Annotated in this window: 8 protein-coding genes; 7 read left to right on the top strand and 1 reads right to left on the bottom strand. The window is 63.1% G+C overall.

All coding sequences use genetic code 11. The features are described from left to right. Positions 1 to 8 precede the first annotated feature (8 nt). Positions 9 to 902 (bottom strand): D-amino acid aminotransferase, encoded by an 894-nt coding sequence (locus AC1DOC_RS17000; protein ID WP_015867636.1) that lies wholly within the window; start codon positions 900 to 902, stop codon positions 9 to 11. Between the two features lie 157 nt (positions 903 to 1,059). Here AC1DOC_RS17000 and AC1DOC_RS16995 point away from each other — a divergent pair, with 157 nt between their 5' ends. The 7 genes from AC1DOC_RS16995 to AC1DOC_RS16965 form a co-directional block, all read left to right on the top strand. Next, positions 1,060 to 1,545, top strand: coding sequence for an ATP synthase subunit I (locus tag AC1DOC_RS16995; RefSeq protein WP_015867635.1), 486 nt, complete (start codon positions 1,060 to 1,062; stop codon positions 1,543 to 1,545). A gap of 4 nt (positions 1,546 to 1,549) precedes the next feature. Beyond that, positions 1,550 to 2,419, top strand: a complete 870-nt coding sequence (gene atpB / locus AC1DOC_RS16990) for a F0F1 ATP synthase subunit A (protein WP_015867634.1) — start codon at positions 1,550 to 1,552, stop codon at positions 2,417 to 2,419. Positions 2,420 to 2,474: 55 nt separating this feature from the next. Beyond that, positions 2,475 to 2,738 carry a F0F1 ATP synthase subunit C gene (atpE, locus tag AC1DOC_RS16985; RefSeq protein WP_007830191.1) on the top strand — a complete coding sequence of 88 codons (264 nt, stop codon included), beginning with the start codon at positions 2,475 to 2,477 and terminating at the stop codon, positions 2,736 to 2,738. 77 nt (positions 2,739 to 2,815) lie between these two features. Then, entirely contained in the window at positions 2,816 to 3,286 is a 471-nt protein-coding gene (locus tag AC1DOC_RS16980; RefSeq protein ID WP_007830193.1) for a F0F1 ATP synthase subunit B, read from the top strand. Positions 3,287 to 3,294: 8 nt separating this feature from the next. Further along, positions 3,295 to 3,825 carry a F0F1 ATP synthase subunit delta gene (locus AC1DOC_RS16975; protein WP_015867633.1) on the top strand — a complete coding sequence of 177 codons (531 nt, stop codon included), beginning with the start codon at positions 3,295 to 3,297 and terminating at the stop codon, positions 3,823 to 3,825. Between the two features lie 48 nt (positions 3,826 to 3,873). Beyond that, positions 3,874 to 5,427 carry a F0F1 ATP synthase subunit alpha gene (atpA, locus tag AC1DOC_RS16970; RefSeq protein ID WP_478130132.1) on the top strand — a complete coding sequence of 518 codons (1,554 nt, stop codon included), beginning with the start codon at positions 3,874 to 3,876 and terminating at the stop codon, positions 5,425 to 5,427. 21 nt (positions 5,428 to 5,448) lie between these two features. After that, positions 5,449 to 5,559: F0F1 ATP synthase subunit gamma (locus tag AC1DOC_RS16965; RefSeq protein WP_478130134.1), on the top strand; the 111-nt coding region annotated here is incomplete at its 3' end.

The following is a 5,559-nucleotide window of genomic DNA, read 5'->3' as shown; positions in this document are numbered from 1 at the left end:
GGTGTCGGTCATGCGGGAACTCCTTGCGCTTGCGCGTTGCTCAGCTTGGCCTGCTGGTAGGCGGCGTACAAGGCTTGGTAGATGGGGCCGGGACGGCCATTTCCAATCGCCTGGCCATCGAGCGTCACGACCGGCAGCACTTCCTTGCTGGCCGACGAGAGCAGCAGCTCGTCGGCGCCGAACACCTCGTCGCGAGAGATGCGGCGCAGCGCAAACGGGATGCCGCACTCGGCGCACAGGCGTTCGAGCAGGCCGTAGCGGATGCCGGTCAGCACCAGGTTGTCCTTGGGCGGCCCCACGAGGCCGCCGTCCTTCACGATCCACACGTTGCTCGACGAGGCCTCGCTGAGCCATTCGCCGCGGAACATGATGGTCTCGGCCGCGCCGGCCTCGACGCTGATCTGCCGCGCCAGCACCGCGCCCAGCAGGCTGGTGCTCTTGATGTGCGCCTTCTGCCAGCGGAAGTCGTCCGCGCTCACGCAGGCCACGCCCTTGGCGCGCACGGCGTCGGCCGCCGGCGGCAGCGGGTTCACCATCACGAACACGGTCGGGTGCACGCCACGGGTCATGGCATGATCGCGCGGCGCGACACCGCGGGTAATTTGAAAGTACACGGCCTGGGGCGCATCGCCGCCCGGCTCGACGAGCCGCATCACGATGCCTCGCCACTGGGCGAGCGTGAGCGGATTGGCGATCTGCAGTTCGGCCAGCGAGCGATCGAGGCGCGCCATGTGCTCCTCGAAGCAGAAGGGCTGGCCGCCGTAGACGGGGACGACTTCATAGACGCCGTCGCCGAAGATGAAGCCGCGGTCGAGCACGCTGATGCGTGCGTCCTTGAGCGCGGTGTACTCGCCGTCGAGATAGCAGAGCGTGGAGGGGAGTGCGGCGGTAAGAGGGTGCATGCTGGAATTATGGTTGCGCGCGGCAGGTCGGGTTCTCGTCAGCCGATGAAGCCTCGATTTGCAAACGCGACAGCTCGGGTGGTCGGATGGGCTGGGTTTTTACTTATAATCAATGGCTTTGTAGAAATTCTGGGTCGTCATCCGGGCTTCATTCGAAATGAAAACAATCGCCCGAAAAGATGAACAAGTCGCGGAAGACCTCGACGCAGAATACAAGCCGTTGACCGCCGATGAGGCGCGTGAACTGCGAGCAAGGCATCCCTCGATCTCCCCCTGGTGGGTCATCGCGGGGCAGTTGGTTGTCGGTCTGCTGGTGGCTTTGGCCGCCTGGGGACTGACGGGGAGGCAAAATCTGGGGTGGTCCGCCGGCTACGGCGCGATTGCGGTGGTCATTCCTGCTGCGGTGTTCGCGCGGGGGCTGACCGGCCGGTTTTCTTCCCTGAATCCGGGCACTGCGGTGGTTGGGTTCTTCCTGTGGGAAATGGTCAAGATGGCCTTGTCGATTGCGATGTTGTTCGCAGCGCCAAGGCTGATAACGGCGCTGAGCTGGCCAGCAATGCTGATCGGCCTGGTGGTGACAATGAAGGCGGCCTGGTTGGCGGTGATGTTCTCGCCCCGGCGCCGGCAACATAGAGACGAGTAACTGAATGGCTGCTGAAAACGCTGCGGAACATGGTCAGACCGCGGGTGAATACATCATTCACCACTTGACGCACCTGCAAAGCTCCAAGCCTGGGGGTGTTGCGGACTTTTCGGTTTTCAATTTCGACTCGCTCTTTTTCTCGATAGCACTGGGCATCCTGGGTTGCTGGCTGCTCTGGCTGGCTGCCCGCAAGGCTACTTCGGGCGTTCCCGGCCGTTTTCAAGCAGCCGTCGAACTGCTGGTGGAAATGGTCGACCAGCAGGCCAAGGGCATCGTCCACAACGCCACCAGCCGCAAGTTCGTTGCCCCGCTGGCGCTCACGATCTTCGTCTGGATCTTCCTGCTCAATGCAATGGACCTGTTCCCGGTCGATTTGTTCCCGGCGATCTGGGCCAAGATCTTCCACATCGCCGGCGAAGATCCGCACCATGCCTACCTGCGCGTCGTGCCCACGGCCGACCTCTCGGTGACAATGGGCCTGTCGGTCGGCGTGCTGCTGGTCTGCCTCTACTACAACATCAAGATCAAGGGCCTGGGCGGCTGGGTGCACGAGCTCTTCACGGCGCCGTTCGGCAACCACTGGGCGCTGTATCCGTTCAACTTCGCCATGCAGATGATCGAGTTCGTCGCCAAGACCGTCTCGCACGGCATGCGGCTGTTCGGCAACATGTATGCCGGTGAACTGATCTTCCTGCTGATCGCGCTGATGGGCGGCGCCTGGACGCTGTCGACCACCGGCGTGCTGCTGGCGCTCGGCCACATCGTTGCGGGCACCGCGTGGGCCATCTTCCACATCCTGATCATCACGCTGCAGGCGTTCGTGTTCATGATGCTGGCGCTGGTCTACATCGGCCAGGCCCACGATCACCACTGATCATCCGTTTTCGTTTTTTTGTTTTCTCTTCAACCAAAGTCCTCTAGGAGTCATCATGGAAGTTATTAGCTTTGTTGCACTGGCCGCCGGCCTGATCATCGGTCTGGGCGCTGTGGGCGCATGTATCGGCATCGGCATCATGGGCAGCAAGTACCTCGAGTCGGCCGCACGTCAGCCTGAACTCATGGGTGAACTTCAAACCAAGATGTTCCTGCTGGCCGGTCTGATCGACGCCGCTTTCATTATCGGCACCGGTATCGCCCTGTGGTTCGCAACGGCCAACCCGTTCCTGGCTCAGATCGCCAACCTGCCGAAGTAAGTCTTTCTCGTCGGACCCGTGTCGTCGTTCCCCTCTGTGGAATGGCTTCGCATTCAATCCCAAAGAGAGGGTGAAAAGTGAGCATTACCGGTACCCTGATCGTTCAGATGATCGTGTTCCTGATCCTGGTCGGGTTCACGATGAAGTTCGTGTGGCCGCCGATCGCGAAGGCGCTGGACGACCGCGCTGCGAAGATCGCCGAAGGCCTCGCTGCCGCCGACAAGGCCAAGTCCGAACTCTCCGCCGCCAACAAGCGCGTGGAAGCCGAACTGGGCCAGGCACGCAACGAGTCCGCACAACGTCTTGCCGACGCCGAACGTCGCGCCCAGGCCATCGTTGAAGAGGCCAAGGCCCGCGCGACCGAGGAAGGCAACAAGATCGTTGCAGCCGCACGCGTCGAAGCCGACCAGCAGGCACTGAAGGCGCGCGAAGCACTGCGCGAGCAAGTCGCGGCCCTGGCTGTCAAGGGCGCAGAGCAGATCCTGCGCAAGGAAGTGAATGCAGGCGTTCACGCCGATTTGCTCGCCCGCCTGCAGACCGAACTCTGATAGAAGCCATGGCAGAACTCGCCACCATTGCACGCCCCTACGCCGAGGCGCTCTTCAAGGCCTCGTCGTCCGACGTTGCCGGCACCAGCGCCTGGCTCGAAAAGATGGCCGTCATCGCGGCCAGTCCGGAGCTCCAGCAGTTCGCCGACAACCCCAAGGCCACGGCCGAGCAGGTTCTCGGCGTGGTCGCCGGCGCCTTCGGTGCGCCGCTGCCCGCCCATGCCCAGAACTTCCTGGGTGCGCTCCTCGAGAACGGGCGCTTCTCGGTGCTGCCGGAAATTGCGAAGCAGTTCCGGGCACTGGCCAACGCGAAGAGCGGTTCGTCCGACGCCGTGGTCTACAGCGCCTTCCCGATCGATGCGTCGGCCCTGGCCAATGTGGCGGCCGCGCTCGAAAAGCGCTTCGGCCGCAAGCTGCAGGTCACGGTCCAGCAAGAGCCGGAACTGATCGGCGGCATTCGTGTGGTGGTCGGCGACGAGGTGCTCGACACCTCCGTCAAAGCGCGCCTTGAACAAATGAAAGTTGCGCTGGCGGCCTGACGGTCTTCAGCCCTCTACTTGTAGCCTCAAAGAAAGAAGGAAAGAGTCATGCAACTCAATCCCGCAGAAATTTCCGAACTGATCAAGAGCCGCATCGAGGGCCTCGGAGTCAGCGCCAACATCCGCAACGAGGGCACCGTGGTTTCGGTGACCGACGGCATCGTGCGCGTGCACGGCCTGTCCGACGCGATGCAGGGCGAAATGCTCGAGTTCCCGCCCACGGCCGACGGTACGCCGTCGTTCGGCCTCGCGCTGAACCTCGAGCGCGACTCGGTCGGCGCCGTGATCCTGGGCGAGTACGAGCACATCTCCGAAGGCGACACCGTCAAGTGCACGGGCCGCATCCTGGAAGTGCCCGTCGGCCCCGAACTCATCGGCCGCGTGGTGAACGCCCTGGGCCAGCCGATCGACGGCAAGGGCCCCATCAACGCCAAGATGACCGACGTGATCGAGAAGGTCGCACCGGGCGTGATCGCCCGCAAGTCGGTCGACCAGCCGATGCAGACCGGCCTCAAGTCGATCGACTCGATGGTGCCGATCGGCCGTGGCCAGCGCGAGCTGATCATCGGCGACCGCCAGACCGGCAAGACCGCCGTGGCAATCGACGCGATCATCAACCAGAAGGGTCAGAACATGACCTGCGTCTACGTTGCGATCGGCCAGAAGGCTTCGTCGATCAAGAACGTGGTGCGCGCACTGGAACAAGCCGGCGCGATGGACTACACCATCGTGGTGGCCGCATCGGCCTCCGAATCGGCCGCCATGCAGTACGTGTCGGCCTACTCGGGCTGCACCATGGGCGAATACTTCCGCGACCGCGGCGAAGACGCGCTCATCGTCTATGACGACCTCTCCAAGCAAGCCGTGGCCTACCGCCAGGTCTCGCTGCTGCTGCGCCGCCCGCCAGGCCGCGAAGCCTACCCCGGCGACGTGTTCTATCTCCACAGCCGCCTGCTCGAGCGCGCAGCCCGCGTGAACGCCGACTACGTCGAAGCCTTCACCAAGGGTGAAGTCAAGGGCAAGACCGGYTCGCTGACSGCRCTGCCGATCATCGARACSCAGGCCGGCGACGTGTCCGCCTTCGTYCCGACCAACGTGATCTCGATCACCGACGGYCARATCTTCCTGGAAACCRACCTGTTCAACGCCGGTATCCGCCCCGCCATCAACGCCGGTATCTCGGTGTCGCGCGTGGGTTCGTCGGCGCAGACCAAGGTCATCAAGGGCCTGTCGGGCGGTATCCGTACCGACCTGGCGCAGTACCGTGAGCTGGCTGCGTTCGCGCAGTTCGCCTCCGACCTGGACGAAGCCACCCGCAAGCAGCTCGACCGCGGTGCCCGCGTGACCGAACTGCTGAAGCRGGCCCAGTACAGCCCGCTGCCGATCTCGCTGATGGGCGCCACGCTGTTCGCGGTGAACAAGGGCTTCATGGACGACCTCGAGATCAAGAAGGTGCTGCCGTTCGAACACGGCCTGCACCAGTTCCTGAAGTCCAGCCATGCTGCGCTGCTCGACAAGATCGAAAAGGCCAAGGCACTCGACAAGGACGCCGAGGCCGAGCTGACCGCCGCCATCACGTCGTTCAAGAAGTCGTTCGCCTGATCGGCCGGACAAGGAGCACTCATGGCAGCTGGTAAGGAAATCCGCGGCAAGATCAAATCGGTGGAAAACACCAAGAAGATCACCAAGGCCATGGAAATGGTCTCGGTTTCCAAGATGCGCAAGGCGCAAGAG

The organism is Variovorax sp. 01T439_2 (assembly GCF_056398445.1).
Note: the sequence above shows the minus strand (reverse complement) of the source record. Positions and strands in the feature narration are given on the sequence as shown.